Genomic DNA, 24,008 nt, shown 5'->3' with positions numbered 1-24,008 from the left:
GAAAATACCGGATTTAGGGAATAGAGTCGGCGGCGCTGTCGAGGTTGGCCGCCGTGGGCTGTGGAGCTTCGCAGGTGCATAATACCTCCCGTTTGGGTGTGGCAACCTGATAGTTAGGCAAGGATACTTCCTTCATATACACTACCTCCAAACGCCGCAGCGGCGGGTGCACCGGGTTTTCGTGCCAGATGCGCAGCAGGTAGTTGCAGTAATAGGGCCGCATGTACTCGTTGGTCACAAACAAGTAATTTTCGCTGTATTTGCGCCACCGGTCGTTCTTGAATAAGGACACCACCGAAGCGGGCTTCTGCTCCGTCATCGGCTGCCCGTCGCGGTTCAGGTCTACATGCTTGCCGTCGGCAGTGGTGCCGTCCAGAATGTACCAGCCGTCGTCTTTAAACACGGCTGGTGCAAACATGCCCCAGTGCTGGTCTACGCGAAACAGGTAGCCAAACCAGCGCAATGAGTCCGACATGTACAGCGAGGGCCGGTTGACGCTGTCCAGGTTCCACCAGATGACATAGCCCAGCAGCACGGTTACCACGGCATTGCGCACGCCGCGCAGCATGGTGCGGGTGCTGTCGGGCAGGTCCCACTGATGCTCCACCCGCAGGCGTAGCGGCACCCGAAACCGGGCCAGGCGGGGCCGTAACAGCGCCGTTCGGGCCGCCACCCGGGGACCCAGGCGTTGGGCTCCCAGGGCAAAGCGCTTATCCAGCCAATTCATGGCCGCCGGCGGGAGCAAACCCAGCACGGAGGCCATATTGATCAGGAAAAACAACCCCACAAACAGCGTCAGGCTAATGCCCAGGTGAAAGCCGTACATCACGCCCACAAACACCAGTCGCCACCACGTGACCCGAAACGGAATGAAGAGCAGAAACGGCAGCAGCAGCTCGGTGTAGTAGGTAGCGAAAGTGAGAAAATGCAGCAGCTTAGGATAAGGGTACAACAGCTTGCCGCCCGGCATTAATACCTGGTCTAAGCTCAGGGCATAGTAAAGGGCAGTGCCTTCCGTGGTCCATTCCGGGGCGCTTTTCAGCAGGGCCGTGCACCAGTACACCAGCGCAATTTGCACGATGTAGGCCACGGTGGCCGCGCTGAAATAGGTAAGCTTGGCAGGCTGCTCCCGGCCGCGGGCATCCAGGGAATACAGACGGCCCCAGGGCAGAAACAGTCCCCAAAACAGCAGCATGCGCAGTAAGTCGTCGCCGCCCTGCCCGATTAAAGGGTTACGATTCTGCACCGAAACTAGCAGCAGCCAGGTCAGCAGGGTAGCCAGGCGGGTGTGGTAGCCCAATAGTAGGCACACAGCCGCTAGGGCTTCGAGCAGAAATAGCACGGCTTGCACGCCCCACAGGCCGCTAATAGCGTGTAAGGACAACTGGTAGGGGTTCCAGCAGTACTGATAAAGCACGTGCAGCGGCAGCACGCCCATGTTGGCATAGTGGGCTTCCAGATCGGTGCTGCGGATGCCTACGTCCAGCAAAATAACGGCGCCCAGCGCTATGCGCATCAGGGCCAGAGCGCGCAGATCAACTACGAAAGGACGACGAAGTAAAGTAAGGAAAGCGGGCATATACTGCCACGTGTGCGGTTAGGTAAAAGAAAAAGGCGGGAAAGCTCGCCATCGGTTGGGATGGTGGGCTTTCCCGCCCTTACGTAGTTGCGTCGGTTTTAGACGCAATACGGCTTAGCGCGTGGTTGAGCCGCTGGTGCTGCCCGAAGTGGTGCCGGACGTAGTACGGCCCGAAGTAGTACCGGAAGTGGTACGGCCGGCAGTGGTGCTGCCGCTGGTAGTTGAGCGGCGCGAACCGGAAGTAGTGGAGCCCGAAGTAGTGCCCGAGGTGGTGCGGCCGCTAGTCGTGCCAGACGTAGAGCCGCTGGTGCTGCCCGAAGTAGTACCCATGCTACCGGAAGTGGTACCCGAAGTCATCGAGCCCGAGGTAGAGCCGGAAGTACTGGAGCCCGAAGTCGTTGTCGAGCCGCTGGTGGTGCCGTAAGTACCCGATGTGGTACCGCTGGTAGTGCCCGCCGTCATCGAACCGGACGTGGAGCCGCTGGTCACAGAACCCGAAGTAGTACCCATGCTGCCCGAGGTGGAGCCGCTGGTCATCGAACCGGCGGTAGAGCCACCACCGGTAGAGCCTGAAGTGGTTGTCGAGCCGCTGGTGGTAGTGCTGCCGCTCGTGGTAGAGTAGGTGTCCGAGCTAGAGCCCGAGGTCGAGCCGCTGGTAGTACCATAGGTGCCCGAGGTGCTGCCGCTAGTCGAGCCCGAGCCGGTCATATCCGAGCTAGAGCCGGAGGTGGAGCCGCTACCGGTAGTGCTGGTGCCGGTTTTGCTGGCGTTGCAGCCGGTCATCAAGTTGGCGCTTACTAGGGCCGAAGCTACCAGAAGGGCCAGGGGAGCAAAAGGTTTCTTTTTCATAGCAGGAGTAGTGAGTAGGTTGAAGGATGGAAGGAATGCAAAGCAAGACGAAGACATTTCCTTATGTGGCCCTGCCAGATAAGGCACTGAAGCCGAGTATTGTACCGGGCGCTGCCCAGCTTCGGAGTAACTAATGCCGAAGCTAGAGCAAGACCGGAAAGCTGCGAAAAAGGGCAACTACCGCTTGGTAATTACCCTTTTACTGCATCTGTTGACTAGTCGATATTATTGGCCGCCAGTAGTACCACCGGTGCTGCCCGTGCCGCCGGCGGTGCTGCCGCCAGCCGTGGTACCACCGGCTGTAGTTCCGCCCGTGGTAGAGCCGGTACCCATGTCGCCACCCGTAGAGCCGGAGCCAGCCGTAGTGCCGCCCGCCGTAGTTCCGCCGGCGGTGGAGGAGCCGCCCATATCACCGCCGCCACCCATGTCGCCGGTTCCGCCCGCGCTGCTCGAATCAGAGCTCATGGAAGCATCGTTGGTTGTGGTGGCTTCTTCGGTGGCCATGCTGGAGCCGCCACCGTTTTCGGCGGTGCCGCTGCCGTTGTTGTCGCCGCAAGAGCTAAACGAAAAGGCCCCCACACTGAGGGCTGCTGCCAGAATCATTATCCGTGGTTTGTACATAGGAGTAGGGCAAGAGAACGGTGAAAGAATAGTTTTGCTTTTGCTATACGGCTCATTAATACGCTATAACCAAGAAAATGTATAAAAATAAATACTGAATTTTTGCGATAAACCCTGATGCGAAAACTACGCAATGGTTAAGCTTGCCAAGTCCGGATACAGAAACTATGGTTTGAAAACCGGACCAAGGCCCCAAAATCGGGCTTGCAGGGGCAGATAAGGTTCCTGGATGAATCGGGTAGCTTACTTTTGAGCTATTACGTTGTTAGCTCGTACTCCTGCTCCCTGCTTTATGACTGCTCCCACTGCGATTATCCTGTTCGACGGCGTCTGTAACCTCTGCAATGGGTTTGTGCAGTTCGTGATTCAGCACGATCCGCAAGGGCACTTTCGGTTTGCGTCCCTGCAATCAGCCACGGGACAGGCGCTGCTAGCTGAACACGGTCTGACCCTGGGTGCCGCCGGCCCCGAAACCGTGATGCTGGTAGAGCAAAACCGTATTTTTACCCATTCCACGGCGGTACTGCGCATTGCCCGGCAGCTCGGCGGCGCCTGGATGTTGCTCTATGCCTTTATCGTAGTGCCCAAAGTTCTGCGCGACGCAGCTTACCGCTTCGTGGCCCGGCACCGCTACCAGTGGTTTGGTCAGCGTGAGGCCTGCATGCTGCCCACCCCGAACTGCGGCAGCGCTTTCTGGCCTAAAGCACAGTCCTTCTAATTCGTCCTTTTTCTCCGCCCTTAATTTCCCAACCCGCCGCTTTCCCTCATGCAAGCACTCCAACTCAACGGCATCAACGAGCCCCTCCACCTGCAGGAAGTTGATACGCCCAGCCCCGGCCCGGGCGAAGTCCTGGTCGAAATTCATGCCGCCGCCCTCAACCACCGCGACGTCTGGATTCAGAAGGGGCAGTACGCTGGCCTGCGCTATCCCTGTATCGTAGGCTCCGACGGGGCTGGTATCATCACGGCCGTGGGGCCCGGCGCCGATGCGTCGCTCCGGGGCCAGTCGGTACTTATAAACCCGGGCCACAACTGGGGCGACAATCCCGCTGCTCAGGCCCGGGGCTTCACGATTCTGGGCTTGCCCGAGCAGGGTACGTTTGCCCAATACGTGCGCGTGGCGGCTCACTACGTCTGGCCGCTGCCGGCGCATCTGTCGTTTGAGCAGGCCGCCGCTTTGCCCCTGGGCGGTGTTACGGCCTACCGGGCCGCCTTTACCCGGGCCAAGCTGCAGGCCGGCGAGCGGGTGCTCATCACTGGCATCGGTGGGGGAGTAGCCCTGCTGGTTTTGCAAATGGCCGTGGCCGTTGGGGCCGAAGTCTGGGTCACGTCGGGTTCGGCCGAGAAGCTGGAGCGGGCCCGGCAGCTGGGCGCCAAAGGCGGCGCTAACTACAACGATGAAAAGTGGGCGGCGGCCCTGGTCAAGCAAGCCGGAGGCCCCTTCGACGTGATTATCGACAGCGCCGCTGGTCCGGGCTTTGAGGCCTTGCTCGATGCAGCGGCTTCGGGGGGACGCATCGTGTTTTACGGTGGTACCCAGGGCGCTATTACCCAGTTGTCCCCGGCCAAGATTTTCTGGAAGCAGCTCAATATTATGGGCTCGACCATGGGCACCGAGCAGGATTTTGCCGACATGATTCGCCTCGTCGAGCAACACAAGCTCGTGCCGGTAGTAGATCAGGTCTTTGCGTTTGCCGACGGCGAGGCCGCCATGCAGCGTATGGCTGAAGGCCAGCAATTCGGGAAAATAGTGCTGAAAATCAAGAAGTAAAAAGCGTGATAAATAGCGGTTTTATCCAGGTATAAGGGAATGTTAGCCGAGGGTTTTATGTTACTTATGCAGCCAACAGTAAGACGATTTTAAAGCTGCTAGAAGAAGATGAAAAACCCCGTTGAGTACCTGGAGAACCACGTTTTTGAAGCCCGTCGTCCGCGTAAGGAGCTACAGCAGGTGGTAGCCTACGACGACGCGGTGCGCGCCATTGAAGCAGCGCTGGCTGACGCGGAAAAATACAAGTATCTGCTGATGCGGGCCCTGCGCCGTCACGCCGACGATACCCGTCCCGCCCAGCATGCTTCGGCCGGTACTTCCACACCGGTACTGCCACTCTACCCCGATGGGGCCGACCACGAGCAGGCGGCTTAAGAGCCTCTTTGCCTTTGCTCTATCTTATATATTCAGCGGGTGACTTCCTTCACGGGAGTCACCCGTACTTGTTTATGATGGTGCCAATAAGAAAACCAGCTCGGCACTAACAACATCACCGGTCCTGAACTCGAAAAAGGAGGTAACCGTGGCGTCGGATGCCGCAGGGGTAACCATGGGGTTTGTATGCACTACTTGTTCAGCCGGATATTAGTACTGATTCTGGTAGCTGTTGCCTGTCCGGGGCAAGGGCAGCGCTTTGCGGCCATCGGCGACTATGGTTCGGGCAGCCGCGCCGAGCAGGAAGTGGCGGCTCTGGTGCACAGCTGGCGGCCCGACTTCGTCATTACCCTGGGCGACAACAACTACGACCTGGGTGAGGCCACTACCATCGACACCAACATCGGGCAGTTCTACCACGATTATATCGGTAATTACCAAGGTAAATACGGGCCCGGAGCAACTGAAAACCGGTTTTTTCCTTCCCTGGGCAACCATGATATCTACACCGGCAACGGGCAGCCGTACCTGAGCTACTTTAGCCTGCCGGGTCAGGAGCGCTACTACGACTTCGTGCGGGGTAATGTGCATTTCTTTGTGTTGAACAGCAACAGCTCCGAGCCCGACGGCATTGACAGCCGCTCCCGTCAGGCGCAGTGGCTGCAGCAGGGCCTGGCCGCCTCCACCGCCCCCTGGAAAGTAGTGTACCTGCATCATCCGCCGTATTCTTCGGGAGAGCACGGCAACACGCCCGAAATGCAGTGGCCCTACTGCCTCTGGGGCGCCTCAGTAGTGCTGGCCGGCCACGACCACCTCTACGAGCGGATTATGGTCAACGGGCTGGCGTATTTCGTCAATGGGCTGGGAGGAAAAAGCATATATTCCCTGCACCGCCCGGTGCCCGGCAGTCAGGTGCGCTACAACGACGACTACGGCGCCATGCTCTGCACTGCCACGCCTGACAGCCTGGTGCTCCGCTTCATTACCCGCGCCGGCAAAGTCATTGATACGTACTCGTTGCAGCAGTCCGGGCAGGCCTTTGGCCCGTTGGCCCGCACTTCTGGCGGCCTATTAATACTGCCCAACCCTCTAACCGAAAACGCAGCTATTGAAGTGCGGGTGCCGGTAACAGCCGAAACAACGCTGCGCGTGCTCGATACTACCGGGCGGGAAGTCGTCGTGCTGCACCGGGGGGTGCTGGCAGCTGGCCCGCACCGCATTCAGTGGCAGCGCGGCCGGCTGGCCCCAGGGATGTACTTTCTGCAGCTGACCAACGGCTGTTCTACCCAAACCGTACGGGCCGTGGCGCTTTAATCTGCCTCGAAAATATGGTGCAGATGCTGGGCCAACGCCGCAGCCTGGGTGCGCAGTTCTGGTACGGCCGTCGACTCAAAATAGGCTGGCCGCCGGCTAGGGCCTAGAGTATAGAACACTTCGGAAACCTGGCCTTGCGCATTGCACAAAGCCCCGTGCGCATCGGTTCTGATGCCTAGGTGCAGAGCGTCGGGCACCAACTGGTCGGCCGCGCGCAGGCTGCCAACCAACGGGTCCGGAATCCGGCTGTAGTCGAGCAAGGGGCCGGTGCAGGAAATAACGTGCTGCACCAGCAGTTCCTGGCTCTGCCCGCGTCCGGCTACCGTCACCCGCAAGTCGGCCTCCTGCGCTTCGATGTGGGTTACTCTGCCCAGCTGCATTTCCACGATGCCCGCGTCCAGCATCTGCTGCACGGCCGCCGCGTTCTGGGGCGGACTGCGGTGCCGTACCACCGACCAGATAGACGCCACGTGGCGCAGAAACCGGGCCTGCTCGGCCGGGGGCCAGGCCTGCCAGATTCGTCCCAGGTCGGGGCGCAGGGAGTCAATGACCGGGCGCCAGTCCTGACCCTGCTGCTGGGCCTGCCGCACGTGGCGGCGCACTACTCGCACTACCTCGGCCACCGTGGCGAGTCCGGTCAGCTCCTGGGCGTAGAAGCTAGGATACGACCGGTCCAGTGGCCCGTGAACGGACGGCCACCGCCCACTGCGGGCCACTACCGTCACGGGGCCGTGGTGCCCGTCGGCGGCCAGGCCCAGCAGCACATCCACGGCCGTCAGGCCCGAGCCAATCAGCAGCACCGCGTGGTGAGGAGCAATATTTTGCAGGGCCTGCGGGCCCCAGGGGTTGGGGTGGTAGCCGGGGTGACTTCTGACGGCGGGACTTAGTCTGAGGTCGGGAGCCGGTGGGAAGTTGCCTAGGGTCAATACCACGTGCTGACTTAGAATTTCGTGGCCGTCGGCCAGGCGCACGGTGGCCGCTGTAGCATCCTGGGCCAGGGTTGCCACCACTGCTTTTTGGTGGTGAGCGAAAAAGCGCATGCCGTTTTCGGCGGGCCAGGCCAGCACATTCTCCGTGAGCTGCTGCAGGTATTTGCCGTAGGTCTGCCGGGAGCAGAACCCATTAGTGCACGCCGGGGCGTGGCTGCTCGCCAGCCAGTCGATGAAGTGGTTGGGTTCCTGCGGGAAGGCGCTCAGAAACGGGGCCCGCACGTTGAGCAGGTATTCCTTGCGCCGGGCCGAATACGCCAGCCCGGGCCCGGTCAGGGCCCGGGGCTCCACGATGTGTACGTCTACCGGGTAGGGGCCGCCGGGCAGGCGGGCCAGCTGGACCATAAGCATGGAGCCGGAGAAGCCTCCGCCCAGAATCGTGATGGTTCGTCGTGACACCTTGGCTGGTTGTGGGGGTGGGAGCAGGCGGGCGGAATTCGGGTAGAAAATGCGGTGAAAAGCTAAGCCTAAAAAAGTCGGCGCCTTCGAGAAGACCAAAACTCAGGGCAAAAACAAACCGCCCGGCCGTACACTACATGCGGGCGGGCGGCGGGAAGTACGGAGCTCAACGGGCAAAAAGCCTGCTGGGGCCGAAATTTTATAGGTACTGGCCCGGCACCAGGTAGTTGCGCACGTAGTCGTCGATGCCGTCCTCGAGCCGGGTGAAAGGCCGGTCGTAGCCAATGCTGCGCAGCTTGCTCATGTCGGCCTGGGTGTAGTACTGGTAGGTGTCTCGAATGTCCTCGGGCGTGTCGCGGAAGCGGATGTCGGCGGTGCGGTCCAGGGCTTTGAATGTGTTCAAAGTCAGGTCCAGGAAGGTCCGGGCCTCGCCGGTGCCCAGGTTGTAGATGCCCGAGTGCTGGCGGTTGTGCATCAAAAAGTAGCACACTTCCACCACGTCCTTCACGTACACGAAGTCGCGCTGCTGCTCCCCATCGGCGTAGTCGGGGTTGTGGGAGCGGAACAACGTCATGGAGCCCGTCTGCCGGATCTGCTCGAAGGCGTGGAAAATCACCGAGGCCATGCGGCCCTTGTGGTACTCGTTGGGGCCGTAAACGTTGAAAAACTTCAGCCCTGCCCAGAAAAACGGCTTTTCGGGCTGATTCACGGCCCAGTTGTCGAAGTCGTTCTTCGAGTCGCCGTAGGGGTTCAAAGGGCGTAGCAGGGGCAGCAGGGCGTCGTCGTCGGAGTAGCCCAGGGTGCCCGAGCCGTAGGTAGCGGCCGAGGAGGCGTACACCAGCGGTAGCTGGTACTGGCAGCAGGCCCGCCACATTTTCTGGGAGTATTCCAGATTGAGCAGGTCGAAAACGGCCTTGTCCTGCTCGGTCGTGTCGGTGCGGGCGCCCAGGTGGAAGATGAACTCCACTTCCTCGTGGTTCTTGTCGAGCCAGTCGAAAAACTCGTTGCGGTCCACGTATTCGCGCAGGTGCTTGCCCTTGAGGTTAATGAGCTTGCGCTCCACGGCGAAATTATCCACCACCACGATATCGTTGAAGTTGGCGGCGTTCAGGCGGGTAACAAGGCAGCTGGCAATAAAGCCAGCCGCTCCGGTGACAACAATCATAAGGCTGATATTTTGGCCAAAAGTAGGGAAAAACGCGGGCTGAGTCGCAGAGGTAGGCAGTGCGAGCTTTGTAGCTCGCGTTCCTCAACGACAAACCTGGTAGTAGATGGTTCAGATACGCGAACTACAAAGTTCACGCTACTACCTTTGGCCCATGATTCGTTTTCTATTGCCTTTACTTATCCTGAGTGGCTTATTGGGCGGCTGTCAGTCGAATGACAAGCCGGCTGCTACCGCTGTTACAACGCCCGCCACCCAGCAAGTCACCGACGACCTGGGCCACCAGCTCACCCTTCCGGCCCGCCCGCGCCGCATCATGTCCCTGGCGGCTTCCATGACGGAGATGCTGTTTGCCGTGGCCGACACCGCCACGATTATTGCCCGCACCCAGGTGTGCGACTACCCCAAAGCGGCCCTGCGCAAGTGCGTTATCAATAGCTACCCGCTCGATATTGAGGGCCTCGTGGCCCTGCATCCGGAAGTCGTGTTTACCACCGAAGGCATTACATCCCTCGACGATATTGCCCGTCTCGAAAAGCTGGGCATTCCGGTGTATTGCCAGCGGTATCTGAAAGTGGATGACATTTTTCGGGGCCTCACGGATCTGGGCCGCATTCTGGGCCGCCCTGCCCAGGCCCGGAAGCTGACCGACTCCCTGCGGGCCGAGCTACACACGGTGGCTCAGGGCTCATCAGCCTCGGCCGCCCGTCCGCGCGTACTGGCCATTACCTGGCAGGACCCGATTTATGTGTACGGCGAGAATACCTTGTTTACCGACCGTATTCGCCTTGCCGGGGGGCAGAATGCCGTAACCGAGCATTTTGCCCAGCCTTACCCGGCCCTGACCCGGGAATACATTCTTAAGCTCAATCCTGACGTGCTCATTGGGGGCAGCTTCGGCAAGCTTGATAGTACTTTCTTCAAAACCTACCCCGAGCTGCGCCGCATTAAGGCTTACCAGTCGCGCCGCGTGTACGGCATTACCGGCGACCTGATGGAGCGGCCCAGCCCCCGGGTGGTGGAATCGGTGCGGGAGCTGCACCGGCTGCTCTGGTCGCCACCTGCCCCATGACGCGCCGGCCCGCCCCCTGGATTCTGGCTAGCCTTGGCCTGCTGCTGGTATTGGTGGTGCTGGGGCTGCGCATCGGCAGCTTCGCCACCGACTATGCTTTTATTGGGCGCACGTTGCTGCATTACAACGCCAACGACCCGGCCCAGCTGGCGCTGGTGGAGCTGCGGCTGCCGCGTATCGTTATGGCCTTGCTGGCCGGAGCCAGTCTGGCCGTGAGTGGCTACCTGATGCAGGCGATGGTAAATAACGCCCTGGCCGACCCGTACCTGCTGGGCACGGCTTCGGGCGCCTCGCTGGGGGCCATTCTGTGCTTTTCTTTGCTGACCAACGTGACGGTGGCCGGTATTTACCTGCCGCCGGTAGCTGCCTTAGCTGGCGGCCTGCTCACCACGCTGCTGGTAGTAGCCCTGGGCAGCCAGCGGGGGCAGCTCATTCCGGGGCAGCTGCTGCTGGCAGGCGTGGCCATCAGCTCCCTGACGGCGTCTTTGGGCGGGCTTTTATCATTTCTGGCCAGCTCCGAGGGGCAGCTGCGCACGGTGGTGTTCTGGGCTATGGGCAGCTTCGAGCGGGCCGGCTGGGACGTGCTGCCGTATCCGGCGGGGGCGTTGGCGCTGGCTCTTTTCCTGCTGGTGTTTCTGCAAAAAGACCTCAACGTGCTGTTGCTGGGCGAAGAGCGGGCCCGCACGCTGGGTGTGCCCGTGGCCCGCACGCGCTGGCTGCTGGTGGTGCTGGCAGCCATGCTCACGGGGTGCGTGGTGGCTTTGTGCGGGCCCGTGGGCTTCGTGGGCCTGATGGTGCCCCACCTCACCCGCTGGCTGCTGGGCGTCACGGGGCGGGCCAATCTGTTGTTCTGCGCCCTGCTCGGGGCCGACTTCCTGCTGGGCTGCGACCTGCTGGCCCGCCTGCTTTATCCGCCGGCCGGCTTACCGGTCGGGTTGATTACGGCCTTATTCGGCGTACCGTTCTTCGTATATTTGCTGCGCAAAAAGCGCGTAGCGCTTTAACCGGGGTATTTGCCGGTTGCAGCCGGCGGTGTTTGCCGGGCCTTTTCTGGCAGCTGCAGCCCCCAAATGCCCTTCCACTTCAGTACCCAACGAATGATTTACGTCAGCCGGCAGGAGCATTTCAACGCCGCTCACAAGCTCTATAACCCTGCCTGGACCGAGGAGCGCAACAAGGAAGTATTCGGGCCCTGCGCCAATACCAACTGGCACGGCCATAACTACGACCTGATTGTGACTGTGAAAGGCCAGCCCGACCCGGAAACCGGCTTCGTCATCGACCTCAAGCAGCTCAGCACCATTATCCGGGAGCATGTAGTAGACCAGGTAGACCACAAAAACCTCAACCTGGACGTGCCGTTCATGAAGGACCAACTGGCCAGCACCGAAAACCTGGTGGTGGCCTTCTGGCAGATTCTGGCCCGCGAGATTCCCAAGATTTCCAGCGCCCAGCTGCACTGCATCAAGCTCTACGAGACTCCGCGCAACTTCGTGGAATACTACGGGGAGTAGATACCTAAATGCGCCCTGGATGATTGCCATGATTCAGGGCTAAGCTTTCCAGGCCGAAATTCAATCGAATGAAGTATTATCTGATTGCTGGTGAGCGTTCCGGCGACTTCCACGCTTCCCATCTTATGCGCGAGCTGCGGCAGCAGGACCCCGAGGCCGAGTTTCGGGGCTGGGGCGGCGACATGATGCAGGCGCAGGGCGGCACGCTGGTGCACCACTACCAGGAAATGGCCATTATGGGCTTCTGGGAAGCAGCAACCAGCATTCTGAAGTTTCGGGGCTACCTCAAGGAGTGCCAGCGCGACATTCAGGCCTACCAGCCCGACGTAGTAATTCTGGTGGACTACGCCGGCTTCAATATGCGGGTGGCCAAGTTTGCCAAGGAGCAGGGCTTCAAGGTATTCTACTACATTTCACCGAAAATCTGGGCCTGGAACCAGGGCCGCGTACATAAGGTGAAGGCGGTAGTCGACAAGATGTTCGTGATTCTGCCCTTTGAGTCGGAGTTCTACCAGCGCTTCGACTACAAGGTGGACTATATCGGCAACCCCACCGTGGACGCTATTGCCGAGCACGTACCCTCCACCGATTTTCACCAGCGCAACAACCTCAACCCGCAGCGGCCCATTATTGCGGTGCTGCCCGGCTCGCGCAAGCAGGAAATTGAGGAGATGCTCTACGAAATGACGGCCATTATTCCGCCGTTTCTGGACTATCAGTTTGTGGTGGCCGGCGTTACCAACCTGGACCGGAACTACTACGCCAACTTCGAGCGCAACAACGTCCGCATCCTCTTCGACCAGACCTACGACCTGCTGAGCTACGCCCAGGCGGCTCTGGTCACCAGCGGCACGGCGACGCTGGAAACGGCTTTGTTTAACGTGCCCCAGGTAGTATGCTACCGCACTAGTGCCGTGTCGTACGCCATTGGCAAGGCCGTTATTAAGGTGCCCTACATTTCCCTAGTCAACCTGATTGCGGGCAAGGAAGTGGTTAAGGAGCTTATTCAGGGCGAATTCAACTCCCGTAACCTGGTGACCGAGCTCAAGAAAGTGCTGCAGGACGAGGAGTTCATTGCCCGCCAGAAAGCCGGCTATGCCGAGCTGCAGGAGAAGCTGGGGCGTAACAACGCCGCCAAGAAAGCCGCCGAGCTGATGGTAGGGTATCTGAAGAAGTAGGAAGAGGGAAAAGCTGGAATCATGCTTTAGCTGGCTGCGGTCACCCTTTGGTGCATCGGAGCTATGCTTTGGAAGTCTTGAGCAGTAGCAAGTGGGAGTTTGCGTCGGTTTTGGGAGAGTATGTAAAACAGAAAGCCCCGGCAGGATATCCTGCCGGGGCTTTCTGTTTTGCTGTAGTTGCCTCTACGCAGCGCGCAGCTGCTTCAGCGGCGACTTCTCGAACTTGCCCTGGGCGTAGTCAAGGTCGATGATAAGCTCCTTGGCATCAGCGTCGGAGGGCATGTCGAACATGGCGTCGGTCATGATGCTCTCGCAAATGCTGCGTAGGCCGCGGGCCCCGAGGCGGTACTCGTCGGCTTTGAGCACAATGTACTCCAGGGCTTCTTCAGTAAAGCTCAGCTCGATGTTCTCCATCTCAAACAGGCGGCTGTACTGCTTCACAATCGAGTTTTTGGGCTCGGTCAGGATTTTGCGCAGGGTGGCGTGGTCCAGCGGGTTGAGGTGAGTCAGCACAGGCAGGCGGCCAATGAGCTCGGGAATCAGACCGAAGGCCTTCAGATCCACGGCCGTCACGTAGCGCAGGAAGTTGTTGGTATCTACTTTCTCCGAGAGCTGAGTCTTGGCAAAGCCCATGGGCTTGGTGTTCAGACGGCTCTTGATAATCCGGTCGATGCCCACGAAGGCGCCGCCGCAGATGAAGAGGATGTTCTCGGTGTTGACCGTAATCATCTTCTGTTCGGGGTGCTTGCGGCCGCCGTGGGGCGGTACGTTCACCGTGGTACCTTCCAGCAGCTTCAGCATGGCCTGCTGTACGCCCTCGCCGCTCACGTCGCGGGTGATGCTGGGGTTGTCGCTCTTCCGGGCAATCTTGTCAACTTCGTCGATGTAGACGATGCCCCGCTCGGCGGCTTCTACGTTGTAGTCGGCAGCCTGGAGCAGGCGGGTCAGGATGCTTTCCACGTCTTCACCCACGTAGCCGGCCTCGGTCAGCACGGTTGCGTCGGCAATACAGAAAGGTACCTGCAGGATGTTGGCCAGCATTTTAGCCAGGAAGGTCTTGCCCGTACCGGTTTCGCCCACCATGATGATGTTCGACTTCTCGATGGTCACCTCATCCTTGCCAGCCGTCTTGGGCTGCATCAGGCGCTTGTAGTGGTTATATACGGCCACCGACATCACCTTTTTGGCCTCGTCCTGGCCCACCACGTACTGATCCAGATACTCCTTCATTTCCCGGGGTTTCACCAGGTTGAACTTAGGCGTCTTGGAGTTCGAGCGGATTTTGTTCTCCTCGTTCAATATCTGCTGGGCCTGACCCACGCACCGCTCACAAATGTGGGCGTTGATGCCGGAAATCATGACCGAGACATCTTTTTTGCTCTTACCGCAGAAGGAGCACGTTATATCTGCCATTGCTTGGACTCTCAGAATAGGGTAGGAAAGCCTCGTTTTGCCCGAAGCCAACTCAAAGGTACGAAAACGCAAACGCCGTACGTAGCAAAAAAAGTTGCTAACTGTCGGGTCTCTACTTAAAAGAACCAAAAGCCCGCCCCGGGTTGTCAACCGGAAGCGGGCTTTTGGTTACTTATTACACGATCATACTTCGGCGGTGCATCGGTATGACGTTCAGCGGTGGGAGAGGAGCAGCTTACGCCGTCTTCTTCTCCAGTACTTCGTCGATCAGGCCATACTCTTTGGCTTCGTCGGCACGCATCCAGTAGTCACGCTCCGAGTTGTCGTAGATTTCCTGGTAGGTCTTGCCGCTGTGCTTGGCCAGAATGTCGTACAGCTCTTTCTTCAGCTTGAGAATCTCACGGGCCGTAATTTCGATGTCTGTCGACTGGCCTTGGGCGCCACCCGAGGGCTGGTGAATCATGACGCGGGCGTGGGGCAGGGCCGAACGCTTGTCTTTGGCGCCACCGGCGAGCAGCACGGCACCCATCGAAGCAGCCAGACCGGTGCAGATGGTAGCCACATCGGGACCCACGTACTGCATCGTGTCGTAGATGCCGAGGCCAGCGTATACCGAGCCGCCGGGCGAGTTGATGTAGAGCAGGATGTCCTTCTTGGCATCAGCCGACTCCAGGAAAAGGAGCTGGGCGGTAATGATGTTGGCAATATAATCGTCGACGGCCGTGCCCAGGAACACGATACGGTCCATAATCAGGCGGGAAAATACGTCGATTTCAGCGAAGCGCGTGGGGCGTTCCTCAATTACCGAGCGGGTCATACCCGTGGGCAGCATCATTCCGGAGCGCACCTGGCCTTCTACGTGGTTCAGGTACTGATCCACGCCCAGACCGCTGAGGCCCTGTCCTTTAACGGCAAATTTGCGGAACTCTTGTTTATTCAGCATGGGAAAAATGTAGGGTAGAGAAGATTAGAAGTGAGATGCTAGAGCTCAGAACTTAGACTTGGACGTAGGCAAACTACTCTGGGTTTTACGTTCTGACTTCTAAACCTGCCGGGCAACAAAAAAGCCCTGACTGGCAAGTAAGGGCTTTTTTGTTGGTTACAAAACCAGATGCTGGCTAAGGCTTAGCTCGCACCCTGAGTCCGGAAGTCCTCGGCCGAAATCGGGTTGTCATTAACAACAACTTTGCCGCGCAGGTTTTCGATGACTTTCTCTGCCAGAATGGCTTCGTACTCCTGTACGTAGTTCTTGCCGTTGTCCTGACGCAGGTAGTTATCAGCGAAGCCGCGAACCGACTCCTGCAGCTCCTCGCTGATTTCGGGCAGGTTGAACTGACCCATAATCTTCTGCATGGTGCGCTCGATGATTTCCTCGTTCGACACCTTTAGGCCTTGCTCCTCAACTACTTTGTTGCGGATCATGGACCACTTCAGCTCCCGCTCGTAGTCGGCGTAGTGCTCTTCTACCTGCTCGGCGGTCAGCTTGCCTTCGTTGGCGCGTACCAGCCATTTCTTGAAGAACTCCTGGGGAATCTGCACCGTGGTGGCGTCTACCATCTTGTCGATGATCTGACGATTTACCAGGTTTTCAGCCTCCCGGTCGTAGTTTTCCTGCACCGTGGTGCGCACTTTCTCGTCAAACTCCTCTTTCGAGGTCACGATGTCCTTACCGAATACCTTGTCGAACAGCTCCTGGTCATGCTCAGGCTTAGTGGTACGGTTGATTTTCTCAACATTCAAGGTGTACTCGCCGCTAATGTTGGCAGCTTCCTCCTTAGAGTGACCCGAGAAGCTGGCAATAGCCGAAGCGTCGCCGCCGAAAGCGTCCGACAGGTCGAAGGTCAGCACGTCGCCGGGCTTTACGCCGATGAATTTCTCTACGCCGTTTTTCACCTTGTTGATGGGCAGCAGAACAGGACGCTCGGTAGCTTCGTCGTCGCCTTTTTTCAGCTTACCAAACAGGTAGTCACCTTCTTCCGAAACTTCGGGGTTGGTGCTTTCGCCAAACTGACGACCGATCTGGTCGTAGGTTTCTTCCAGCGTAGCATCGTCAACCGACACCTGATGGCGGTCGATGGTGATAGACTGGTCGGCGGGCAGTTCGAAGTCGGGCAGCAGGCCCAGCTCAAACTTGAAGTCGAAGTCCTTATCGGTATCAAAATTCACGTCGCTGGGCACGGGCAGGGGCTCACCGAGGATTTTGATGTTGTTTTCTTTGATGTAGCCGTCAACCGCTTTGCCGAGCAGGCTGTTGATTTCCTCGCCCAGAATGCCTTTGCCGTACATCTTGCGCACCAACCCTACAGGTACTTTGCCGGGGCGGAAGCCTTTGATCTGGGCCTTTTTGCTGTATTCTTTCAGCTTCTCGTCCACGGCGGGCGAGTAGTCAGCTTCCGTCAGGTGTACTGTCAGGATGGCACTAAGCTGATCGTCGTTTTTGTCGAGGGTGATATTCAAAACGGGGTCGTCGGTTAAAGTAAACGAATCGAAAGGCGGGCGAAAAAGAAACCCCCAACGGGTGGGTTGAGGGCTCAGGGTACTTGTTAAAAATTAATCTGTGCGGATGGAGGGACTCGAACCCACACGCCTTGCGGCACCAGATCCTAAGTCTGGCACGTCTACCAATTTCGCCACATCCGCGGTTCCTCGGCCTACTGCCTCGGGGCCGCAAAGCTACGCAAGCAGATGGAATATTCAAACCAAGCTTCAAAATTGGAACAGAAAGTGGGCGGTAAGCTGGTTTTAGTTTGCTAAGGCATTGGTAGCGCGAACTTTGTAGTTCGTCTGGCAAAACAATTGGCGTGGATTCAGGCGAGCTACCAAGTTCGCGTTGCTGAAAACCGCAAGGATTTCCGGCTCGACTTTGTTATAAATGCAGCCTGGGCATGAAACCCGCCCGGCCCTTCGTACTTTCGTAAGCGTAGTAAATACCGAAGCCTTGGGCTTCACCCCGCATAATGGCCACTCTGATTGACCCCGAAGTAGAACGCAACGAGATTCTCCGCCACTACCGGCGCCTGTTGCGTACCGCCAAACCCTACCTGTCCGGCAACGACGCCAAGCTGATTAAAAAGGCGTTCAACACCTCCCTGGAAGCCCACAAGGAGATGCGGCGCAAGTCGGGGAGCCCTACATTCTGCACCCGCTGGCCGTGGCTCAGATTGCGGTAGAGGAAATTGGCCTGGGCACTACCAGCATTGTGGCGGCCCTGCTGCACGACGTGGTGGAGGACACGCCCTGGGAAATTTCGGATGTGGAGCGGGAGTTTGGCCCCCGCGTAGCCCAGATTGTCGACGGGCTGACCAAGATTTCGGGCGTCTTCGAGTACGGCACTTCCGAGCAGGCCGAGAACTTCCGCAAGATGCTGCTCACCTTGTCGGAAGACGTGCGCGTCATCCTGATCAAGATTGCCGACCGCCTGCACAACATGCGCACGCTCGACTCGATGCCGCGCCATAAGCAGCTCAAGATTGCCTCCGAAACCATTTACCTCTACGCCCCGCTAGCCCACCGCCTGGGTCTTTACGCCATCAAGAGCGAGCTGGAGGACTTATACCTGAAGTATACCGACACCGAAGTCTACAATGACCTCACCAATAAAGTGCGGCAGAGTCGGGGCGCCCGGAACCGCTTTATTAAGGAGTTCGTAGCGCCTATTGATGAGGAGTTGAAGGCCCAGGGCTTTGGCTTCGAAATTAAGGGCCGGCCTAAGAGCATCTATTCCATCCTGCGCAAGATGCGTAAGCAGAACGTGACTTTCGACGAAGTCTACGACCTGTTTGCCATTCGCGTCATCCTCGACGTACCCCAGGAACAGGAAAAAGCGGCCTGTTGGCAGGTCTACTCCATCGTCACCGACTTTTACCAGCCCAACCCTGACCGGCTCCGCGACTGGGTAAGCACGCCCAAGGCCAACGGCTACGAGAGCCTGCATACCACGGTCATGTCGCGCACCGGGCAGTGGGTTGAGGTCCAGATTCGCAGCCGCCGCATGGACGACATTGCCGAAAAAGGCTACGCGGCCCACTGGAAATACAAGGATACTGGCTCAGTGCAGCCCGAATCGACGCTTGAAGCCTGGATTGCCAAGGTGCGGGAAATGCTCGAAACCAACAATTCCAGCGCCCTGGAATTCATGGACGAGTTCCGCCAAAACCTCTTCGTCAAGGAAGTCTACGCCTTTACGCCCAAGGGCAAGCTGGTAATTCTGCCCGACAAGGCTACAGCCCTCGACTTTGCCTTCGATATCCATACCCACATTGGCCTGCAGTGCCTCGGGGCCAAGGTTAACCAGAAGCTGGAACCCCTGAGCTACCAGCTGCGCAACGGCGACCAGGTCGAGATTCTGACCTCGCACAAGCAGCGCCCCACTGAGGAGTGGCTGCAGTACGTTATTACGTCCAAGGCCCGCACGAAAATCAAGGAGTGGCTGCGCGACGATAAGAAGGCCAAGGCTGAAGATGGCCGCTTCATTGTGGAAAAGCGCCTGGAGCTGCTTGGCATCGAAAACAACCAGGATAACCTGAACCGCATGTTGGCTCACTTCAACATGTATAACCCCAGGACTTCTACTACCGCATTGCCGTCGGACAGCTCGACGGCCGTGAAATCAAGGAAAGCCTGTTTGACCCGGCCAAGGAAGCACCACGTAGCCCGTCCATTCTGGAGCCCAAAGCCTTCGACCAGGAAGTGCAGAAGCTGCGCGGCGTGCGGGCCGATATGTTGGTGATAGGGGAGGAAACCCAGAAGTTTGACTATACCATTGCGCCCTGCTGCAACCCAATTCCCGGTGACGACGTGTTCGGCTTCGAAACCGAGCAGGGCATCGTGATTCACCGTACGTCCTGCCCCAAAGCCGTGGCTATGATGTCAAACTACGGCAACCGCATCGTGCGCGCCAAGTGGACCGACCAGCTCGAACTGGCTTTCCTGGCCGGTATCCGCATCAAGGGTTCCGACCGGGTCGGCTTGGTCAACGACGTAACCCGCATCATCTCCAACAGCCTGAAGGTGAACATGCGCTCCATCACCATCGACTCGAACGACGGGTTCTTTGAGGGCCAGATTATGGTGTTCGTCAACGACACTGACCACCTCAACAAGATGATTCAGCGACTTTCCAAAGTGAATGGAGTGCTGCTCGTAGAACGTTTTGCTTCGTAGGGTACTAAAAAGTTTAAAAAGTAATAAGCGGTATAAAAGCTGGGGCAGAACAAAGATGGGCCGGAACTATGCGTTACGCCACCGGTTATAGCCTTCGAAACGCGTTGCTTTCACTACCTTTGGTACTCCTTATATATAAGGTCACATAATGTTGGATAAAGAGAAGTTTGAGGAAGTAAAGAAGATCTTCACTGCTTACCTTGAAAATAAAGGCCTGCGCAAAACCTCTGAGCGGTATGCCATTCTAGAGGAAATCTACTCCCGGACCGGCCACTTCGACGTCGAAGAGCTGTACGCCGGCATGAAAGACCAGGGCCTGCAGGTCAGCCGCGCCACGGTCTATAATACCCTCGATTTGCTCGTAGAGCATGGCCTTGTCAGCAAGCACCAGTTTGGCCGCAATCTGGCCCAGTACGAGAAATCCTACGGCTACCGGCAGCACGACCACGTCATCTGCACGGAGTGCCACAAGGTCGTCGAATTCTGCGACCCGCGCATTCACGGCATCCAGACCATGGTCGGGGAGCTTTTGAATTTCCATATCTTGCACCACTCATTAAACCTCTACGGCGTTTGTGGCGACTGCCGCGCTAAAGCAGCCGCCCGCGCAGCCAGCGAATGAAAACTGAATCCACCGTAAGCAACGGCATCCTGCACGTGCGCCTGACCGGCGACCTGATCGGCAGCCCCGACACCCAACAGCTTCTCCAGTCCGTCGACGACCACCTAGGCGAATCAGTAATGCTCTGCGCTGTTGATTTGTCGGGTGTGCGCTACATCAATAGCACCGGCATTGGCGTCTTGGTTTCCTTACTCACCAAGTTTCGCAGCCGCGGCGGTGAACTAGTCCTCATCAATCCCGCCGACCATCCCCGCAAGATGCTGGCTCTAACCAAGCTCAACGCCATCTTCACCATTGCTGAAAACGAAACGGCAGCCGCCGAAGTCTTAAAATCTGCTAGCTAATGCCCGTTGACGTACTTGTAGGCCTACAGTGGGGCGACGAAGGAAAAGGAAAGATTGTTGACGTGTTGGCGCCTACCTACGATGTAGTAGCCCGCTTTCAGGGAGGCCCCAATGCGGGTCATACCCTCACCTTCGACGGAATCAAGCACGTGCTGCACCAGGTTCCGTCGGGAATTTTTCACCCGCATATTATTAATGTCGTCGGCAATGGCGTGGTTCTCGACCCGGTTGTGTTCCGTGTCGAGCTCCAGAAGCTCACCGACCGGGGCGTTGATTGGGGCAAAAACCTGTATATCTCCAAAAAGGCCCAACTCATTCTGCCTTCCCACCGCGCCCTCGACCGAATCCTGGAAGAAGCCCGCGGTGGTGGCAAAATCGGTTCGACGCTAAAAGGCATCGGGCCTACCTACCAGGATAAAATCGGCCGCACCGGCCTGCGTGTTGGCGACATTCTGCTGGCCGACTTTCAGGAGCGCTACAACGAAGCCATAGCTCGTCATGCCACCCTGGCCAGCTTCCACGGCCAGCAGCTCGACATTGAGCAGGCCGAAGCGGAGTTTTTCTCCGCCGTCGAGTTCTTACGCACCCTGCAGCTGGCCGACACAGAATATCTATTGAACGATCTGCTTCGTCAGGGCAAGCAAATTCTGGCGGAAGGTGCTCAGGGCTCCTTGCTGGATATCGACTTTGGGACTTACCCCTTCGTTACTTCCTCTAGTACGGTTGTTGCCGGCGCCTGTACCGGCCTGGGTATTGCCCCCCGCCATATCGACAAAGTATACGGAATCAGCAAAGCGTATTGCACCCGCGTCGGCAGTGGCCCGTTTCCAACGGAGCTCCATGATGAAGTAGGAGAGCAAATCCGAGCTGCCGGCCGCGAGTTTGGTGCTACTACTGGCCGGCCACGTCGTTGCGGCTGGATTGATTTGCCAGCCTTGCGGTACAGCATCATGCTGAATGGCGTAACCGAAATCCACCTCATGAAGGCCGACGTGCTGGATGAGTTCGATGAAATCCGTATCTGCACCCATTACCGCAATCCAGAAGGGGAGGAGACCAACCAGCTTCCGGACCTCGGCGACTTACAAACCATGAAGCCTGTTTACACGAGCTTGCCTGGTTGGAAAGTCAACCTCCAGCAGATTGACTCTGCTGAAGCACTACCCAAAGAGTTAAAAGAGTACGTACAGTTCTTGGAGGCTCAGCTGGAAGTGCCTATCAGCATCGTCAGCGTAGGCCCAGACCGGGTAAGTACACTGCACATGGCAGAAAGGGTACTGTAGCACACCCATTTCAGAGAGCGGCAGGAAGATATTCTTCCTGCCGCTCTTCTATTTTACCAGCTCGTAGAAGTAGATCGTTATGGATGTGAAGATTTTTTTACTCATCGTGAACTAATACTCCCAAGTAATAGGTTATCCCACAGCCTACTGACAGTGTCCTTGCTGATTCAAGGCCGGCCTTCAACGAAAAAGTTGTGGTTTGGGTTTGGAAGTAAAAGCAGAATGCTGCACTTTTGCACTCCCAAATCAAACGGACGAGGGGCACAGACACACGAAAGAAGTCTTCGAAAAAAAGTTTTCGCTTGAAGTTGGAAAGTAGCAAACAAGGTTCTTACCTTTGCACTCCCAAATCGAACGGAAGCGGGCTATGAACCACGAAGAAAAAAGTTTTCGAGTTTGTTTGGAAAGTGAAAAGAAAGGTTGTTACCTTTGCAACCCGCTTCAAGAGGAAGAGGGAATGAGAAACGAAAACGAGCTGCTTCGCTGAAAAAAAACTTTCACGAGTGCTTGCCGAAACGAAAAAGCTTCTTACCTTTGCAACCCCGAACGGAACGACGCTCGGCACAGTAAGAAGAAAAGACGCTAGCTTGGCTAGCCCACGGTTACGACAACAGGTTGTAACACACGTTCTTTGAATAGTTGGAAATGACAAATAGGTAAGGCTGTTCTCTAGCAATAGGGAAGAGCAAAACAAGCGACAACGAAACGAGACTTACTCGTTATACGAGTCGGATCAGCACTCGACATCAGCTTGTGTTCGCACAAGTGTAGGAATTTATACAATGGAGAGTTTGATCCTGGCTCAGGATGAACGCTAGCGGCAGGCCTAATACATGCAAGTCGAACGCAGGGTAGCAATACCTTGAGTGGCGCACGGGTGCGTAACGCGTAACCAACCTGCCTACATCTGGGGGATAGCCCGCCGAAAGGCGGATTAATACCGCATAACCCACTGAGACGGCATCGTCTTACTGGTAAAGATTTATTGGATGTAGATGGGGTTGCGTGCCATTAGCTAGTTGGCGGGGTAACGGCCCACCAAGGCGACGATGGCTAGGGGACCTGAGAGGGTGATCCCCCACACTGGCACTGAGATACGGGCCAGACTCCTACGGGAGGCAGCAGTAGGGAATATTGGGCAATGGACGAGAGTCTGACCCAGCCATGCCGCGTGCCGGATGAAGGCCTTCTGGGTTGTAAACGGCTTTTCTCAGGGAAGAAAAAGGGGATGCGTCCCAAACTGACGGTACCTGAGGAATAAGCACCGGCTAACTCCGTGCCAGCAGCCGCGGTAATACGGAGGGTGCAAGCGTTGTCCGGATTTATTGGGTTTAAAGGGTGCGTAGGTGGCCCGTTAAGTCCGGGGTGAAAGCCCACTGCTCAACAGTGGAACTGCCCTGGATACTGACGGGCTTGAGTCCAGACGAGGTTGGCGGAATGGATGGTGTAGCGGTGAAATGCATAGATACCATCCAGAACCCCGATTGCGTAGGCAGCTGACTAGGCTGGTACTGACACTGAGGCACGAAAGCGTGGGGAGCGAACAGGATTAGATACCCTGGTAGTCCACGCCGTAAACGATGGATACTCGTTGCTAGCGATACACAGTTAGTGACTTAGCGAAAGCGTTAAGTATCCCACCTGGGGAGTACGCTCGCAAGAGTGAAACTCAAAGGAATTGACGGGGCCCGCACAAGTGGTGGAGCATGTGGTTTAATTCGATGATACGCGAGGAACCTTACCTAGGCTAGAATGCGCGTGACCGGCTCAGAGATGAGCCTTTCCTTCGGGACACAAAGCAAGGTGCTGCATGGCCGTCGTCAGCTCGTGCCGTGAGGTGTTGGGTTAAGTCCCGCAACGAGCGCAACCCCTACTGTTAGTTGCCAGCGGATCATGCCGGGGACTCTAATAGGACTGCCTGCGCAAGCAGTGAGGAAGGCGGGGACGACGTCAGGTCATCATGGCCCTTACGCCTAGGGCTACACACGTGCTACAATGGACGGTACAGAGGGTCGCTACACAGTGATGTGATGCCAATCTCACAAAGCCGTTCTCAGTTCGGATCGGAGTCTGCAACTCGACTCCGTGAAGCTGGAATCACTAGTAATCGCGTATCAGCAATGACGCGGTGAATACGTTCCCGGGCCTTGTACACACCGCCCGTCAAGCCATGGAAGTTTGGTAGACCTGAAGCTGGTGCTCGTCACAGAAGCCAGTTAGGGTAGAACAAGTAACTGGGGCTAAGTCGTAACAAGGTAGCCGTACCGGAAGGTGCGGCTGGATCACCTCCTTTCTGGAGCGGTCCGACTCGTGAGTGAGTCCTCCTTCGTTGCTCGACTTCAATGAATACCTATTGG

At 57.5% G+C, this 24,008-nt stretch carries 19 protein-coding genes, 1 tRNA gene, 1 rRNA gene and 1 pseudogene; 13 read left to right on the top strand and 9 right to left on the bottom strand.

Annotated features, from left to right (window positions below; translation table 11 throughout):
- Window positions 1–13: 13 nt before the first annotated feature.
- The 3 genes from MUN79_RS25420 to MUN79_RS25410 all read right to left on the bottom strand — a co-directional run bounded on the left by MUN79_RS25420 (window position 14) and on the right by MUN79_RS25410 (window position 3,049).
- The gene (locus MUN79_RS25420) at window positions 14–1,579 is read right to left on the bottom strand and encodes an HTTM domain-containing protein (protein WP_244675295.1); all 1,566 of its coding nucleotides are present in this window, start codon (window positions 1,577–1,579) and stop codon (window positions 14–16) included.
- A gap of 114 nt (window positions 1,580–1,693) precedes the next feature.
- The gene (locus MUN79_RS25415) at window positions 1,694–2,428 is read right to left on the bottom strand and encodes a hypothetical protein (RefSeq protein WP_244675294.1); all 735 of its coding nucleotides are present in this window, start codon (window positions 2,426–2,428) and stop codon (window positions 1,694–1,696) included.
- A gap of 225 nt (window positions 2,429–2,653) precedes the next feature.
- Window positions 2,654–3,049 carry a hypothetical protein gene (locus MUN79_RS25410; protein ID WP_244675293.1) on the bottom strand — a complete coding sequence of 132 codons (396 nt, stop codon included), beginning with the start codon at window positions 3,047–3,049 and terminating at the stop codon, window positions 2,654–2,656.
- A gap of 292 nt (window positions 3,050–3,341) precedes the next feature.
- Here MUN79_RS25410 and MUN79_RS25405 point away from each other — a divergent pair, with 292 nt between their 5' ends.
- The 4 genes from MUN79_RS25405 to MUN79_RS25390 all read left to right on the top strand — a co-directional run bounded on the left by MUN79_RS25405 (window position 3,342) and on the right by MUN79_RS25390 (window position 6,509).
- Window positions 3,342–3,767 (top strand): thiol-disulfide oxidoreductase DCC family protein, encoded by a 426-nt coding sequence (locus MUN79_RS25405; RefSeq protein WP_244675292.1) that lies wholly within the window; start codon window positions 3,342–3,344, stop codon window positions 3,765–3,767.
- Window positions 3,768–3,815: 48 nt separating this feature from the next.
- Entirely contained in the window at window positions 3,816–4,820 is a 1,005-nt protein-coding gene (locus MUN79_RS25400) for a zinc-binding dehydrogenase (RefSeq protein WP_244675291.1), read from the top strand.
- A gap of 108 nt (window positions 4,821–4,928) precedes the next feature.
- Window positions 4,929–5,195: a hypothetical protein gene (locus MUN79_RS25395; RefSeq protein ID WP_244675290.1), complete on the top strand. Its 267-nt coding sequence runs from the start codon at window positions 4,929–4,931 to the stop codon at window positions 5,193–5,195.
- Window positions 5,196–5,381: 186 nt separating this feature from the next.
- Window positions 5,382–6,509 carry a metallophosphoesterase gene (locus MUN79_RS25390; protein ID WP_244675289.1) on the top strand — a complete coding sequence of 376 codons (1,128 nt, stop codon included), beginning with the start codon at window positions 5,382–5,384 and terminating at the stop codon, window positions 6,507–6,509.
- Here MUN79_RS25390 and MUN79_RS25385 read toward each other — a convergent pair.
- Both MUN79_RS25385 and rfaD read right to left on the bottom strand, forming a co-directional pair.
- Entirely contained in the window at window positions 6,506–7,897 is a 1,392-nt protein-coding gene (locus MUN79_RS25385; protein ID WP_244675288.1) for an FAD/NAD(P)-binding protein, read from the bottom strand. The genes MUN79_RS25390 and MUN79_RS25385 overlap by 4 nt on opposite strands.
- Before the next feature lie 199 nt (window positions 7,898–8,096).
- Complete coding sequence (gene rfaD, locus MUN79_RS25380) at window positions 8,097–9,062, bottom strand: ADP-glyceromanno-heptose 6-epimerase (protein WP_244675287.1); 966 nt, start codon at window positions 9,060–9,062, stop codon at window positions 8,097–8,099.
- Between the two features lie 154 nt (window positions 9,063–9,216).
- Between rfaD and MUN79_RS25375 the strand changes: the two genes are divergently transcribed.
- The 4 genes from MUN79_RS25375 to lpxB all read left to right on the top strand — a co-directional run bounded on the left by MUN79_RS25375 (window position 9,217) and on the right by lpxB (window position 12,826).
- Window positions 9,217–10,134, top strand: a complete 918-nt coding sequence (locus tag MUN79_RS25375; protein ID WP_244675286.1) for an ABC transporter substrate-binding protein — start codon at window positions 9,217–9,219, stop codon at window positions 10,132–10,134.
- Window positions 10,131–11,138: a FecCD family ABC transporter permease gene (locus MUN79_RS25370; protein WP_244675285.1), complete on the top strand. Its 1,008-nt coding sequence runs from the start codon at window positions 10,131–10,133 to the stop codon at window positions 11,136–11,138. Before MUN79_RS25375 ends, MUN79_RS25370 begins: the two co-directional genes overlap by 4 nt.
- Window positions 11,139–11,231: 93 nt before the next feature.
- Window positions 11,232–11,648: a 6-pyruvoyl trahydropterin synthase family protein gene (locus tag MUN79_RS25365; RefSeq protein WP_244675284.1), complete on the top strand. Its 417-nt coding sequence runs from the start codon at window positions 11,232–11,234 to the stop codon at window positions 11,646–11,648.
- 68 nt (window positions 11,649–11,716) lie between these two features.
- On the top strand, window positions 11,717–12,826 hold the full coding sequence (gene lpxB / locus MUN79_RS25360) for a lipid-A-disaccharide synthase (RefSeq protein ID WP_244675283.1): 1,110 nt from the start codon (window positions 11,717–11,719) through the stop codon (window positions 12,824–12,826).
- Window positions 12,827–13,009: 183 nt separating this feature from the next.
- On the opposite strand, the gene clpX is transcribed toward lpxB, so the two are convergent.
- The 4 genes from clpX to MUN79_RS25340 all read right to left on the bottom strand — a co-directional run bounded on the left by clpX (window position 13,010) and on the right by MUN79_RS25340 (window position 16,879).
- Entirely contained in the window at window positions 13,010–14,239 is a 1,230-nt protein-coding gene (gene clpX, locus MUN79_RS25355) for an ATP-dependent Clp protease ATP-binding subunit ClpX (RefSeq protein ID WP_244675282.1), read from the bottom strand.
- A 235-nt stretch (window positions 14,240–14,474) separates the two neighbouring features.
- Window positions 14,475–15,182: a ClpP family protease gene (locus tag MUN79_RS25350; RefSeq protein ID WP_100339045.1), complete on the bottom strand. Its 708-nt coding sequence runs from the start codon at window positions 15,180–15,182 to the stop codon at window positions 14,475–14,477.
- Between the two features lie 182 nt (window positions 15,183–15,364).
- Window positions 15,365–16,696: a trigger factor gene (gene tig / locus MUN79_RS25345; protein ID WP_244675281.1), complete on the bottom strand. Its 1,332-nt coding sequence runs from the start codon at window positions 16,694–16,696 to the stop codon at window positions 15,365–15,367.
- A 101-nt stretch (window positions 16,697–16,797) separates the two neighbouring features.
- Window positions 16,798–16,879, bottom strand: a tRNA-Leu gene (locus tag MUN79_RS25340).
- A 317-nt stretch (window positions 16,880–17,196) separates the two neighbouring features.
- Here MUN79_RS25340 and MUN79_RS25335 point away from each other — a divergent pair.
- The 5 genes and pseudogenes from MUN79_RS25335 (at window position 17,197) to MUN79_RS25315 (ending at window position 23,944) form a co-directional block, all read left to right on the top strand.
- Window positions 17,197–19,402 (top strand): annotated as a pseudogene (locus MUN79_RS25335) (RelA/SpoT family protein).
- Window positions 19,403–19,550: 148 nt separating this feature from the next.
- Window positions 19,551–20,024, top strand: a complete 474-nt coding sequence (locus MUN79_RS25330) for a Fur family transcriptional regulator (RefSeq protein ID WP_375378197.1) — start codon at window positions 19,551–19,553, stop codon at window positions 20,022–20,024.
- Window positions 20,021–20,368 carry an STAS domain-containing protein gene (locus tag MUN79_RS25325; protein WP_135398235.1) on the top strand — a complete coding sequence of 116 codons (348 nt, stop codon included), beginning with the start codon at window positions 20,021–20,023 and terminating at the stop codon, window positions 20,366–20,368. The genes MUN79_RS25330 and MUN79_RS25325 overlap by 4 nt, the downstream gene beginning before the upstream one ends.
- Window positions 20,368–21,651 (top strand): adenylosuccinate synthase, encoded by a 1,284-nt coding sequence (locus tag MUN79_RS25320; RefSeq protein ID WP_244675280.1) that lies wholly within the window; start codon window positions 20,368–20,370, stop codon window positions 21,649–21,651. The genes MUN79_RS25325 and MUN79_RS25320 overlap by 1 nt, the downstream gene beginning before the upstream one ends.
- A gap of 779 nt (window positions 21,652–22,430) precedes the next feature.
- Window positions 22,431–23,944, top strand: a 16S ribosomal RNA gene (locus MUN79_RS25315).
- The last annotated feature ends 64 nt before the right edge of the window (window positions 23,945–24,008 follow it).

This window comes from Hymenobacter cellulosilyticus, from assembly GCF_022919215.1.
GTDB classification, from domain to species: Bacteria; Bacteroidota; Bacteroidia; order Cytophagales; family Hymenobacteraceae; genus Hymenobacter; species Hymenobacter cellulosilyticus.
Note: the sequence above shows the minus strand (reverse complement) of the source record. Positions and strands in the feature narration are given on the sequence as shown.